This is a genomic window from Actinomadura rubrisoli (assembly GCF_004349215.1).
Lineage (GTDB): Bacteria > Actinomycetota > Actinomycetes > Streptosporangiales > Streptosporangiaceae > Spirillospora > Spirillospora rubrisoli.
This window is the reverse complement of sequence record NZ_SMKU01000718.1, coordinates 1-1,160: the sequence shown is the minus strand read 5'-3', so window position 1 is coordinate 1,160 and position 1,160 is coordinate 1. Positions and strand designations below refer to the sequence as shown.

General features: G+C 76.5%; 1 protein-coding gene. It reads right to left on the bottom strand.

Annotation, left to right across the window (positions count from 1 at the left end):
- The coding region (locus E1298_RS47080) for an FtsK/SpoIIIE domain-containing protein (protein WP_279499812.1) at window positions 1-1,160 on the bottom strand (1,160 nt) is incomplete at both ends.

The window sequence follows — 1,160 nt, the reverse complement described above, 5'->3', positions numbered from 1 at the left end:
GGGGTGAGCAGGACGACGGGGACGAGGCCGCCGCCGATGGCGGGGTCGAGGAGGGAGTGGACGATCGTGCGGAGGGTCGTGGAGCGGCCGGAGCGGGGCGGGCCCGCGACGGTGAAGCCGGGGCCCTCGTTGAGCAGGTCGATGCCGACCGGGGCGAGGGTGTCGCCGCCGACGCCGACGAGGGCCCAGAGGGCGGAAGGGGCGAGGAAGTCGGCGTCGAGGGACATGGCCTCGCGGTAGGTGACGCGGACGGGCAGCTCGTCCACGTGGAGGGGGCGCTGGCGGCGGGGCAGGCGGCCGTAGCGGGCGAGGCCGTGGCGGGCGATCTCCTGGAGGGCGGCGACCTGGGACGTGCCGGACGGGTCGTCGCCGAGGATGCCGATCTGGGATTCGCGGAGGGGCGCGCCGGGGGCGACGGCCTCCAGGGCGCGGCCCGGCGGCATCGAGGCGGGGACCTGCTTCTCCTGGAGGCCCGCGTAGCCGTAGTCGTTCGGGTCGGACATGCGCAGGACGAGGCGGCGGTCGAAGACGGTGGAGACCTGGCCGCCGAGGCCGGAGCGGTCGCCGGTGAAGACGGCGCGGAGGCCGACGGCGGCGCCCTCGCGGAGGAGGCGGAGGGTCTGGTCGACGAGGCGGCCGTAGTCGTAGTGCTCGAACGCGCCGAGGAAGCCCTCCCAGCGGTCCAGGAGGAGGAGCATCCAGGGGAGGCGGTCGGTGGCGGCGACGGCGGCGCGCTGCTCGGCCAGGGACGCGAAGCCGGCCTCGGCGAGGAGCTGCTGGCGGCGGGCGACCTCGGCGGACAGGGCGGTGAGGAGCCGTTCGCAGCGGTCGAGCTGGTCGCGGGTGACGACGGCGCCGCAGTGCGGCAGCCCGATCAGGGGCAGCAGGGCGTTGGCGCCGCAGTCGATGGCGTACAGGTGCGCGTCGTAGGGGGAGCAGGCGCCCGCGAGGGATCCGGCGATGGTGCGCAGCGCGGTGGAGCGGCCGGACTGGGCGGAGCCGGCCAGGTAGAGGTGGCCGCCGGACGCGAGGTCGAGGGCGAGGGGCTCGCGCGACTGGACGGCCGGGAGGTCGGTGATGCCGAACGGGATCGCGGGGATGTCGACGACCGAGCCCCCGGCGGCGGTGCGGGGGGCGAGCCTGACCTGCTCGGGGAGGGG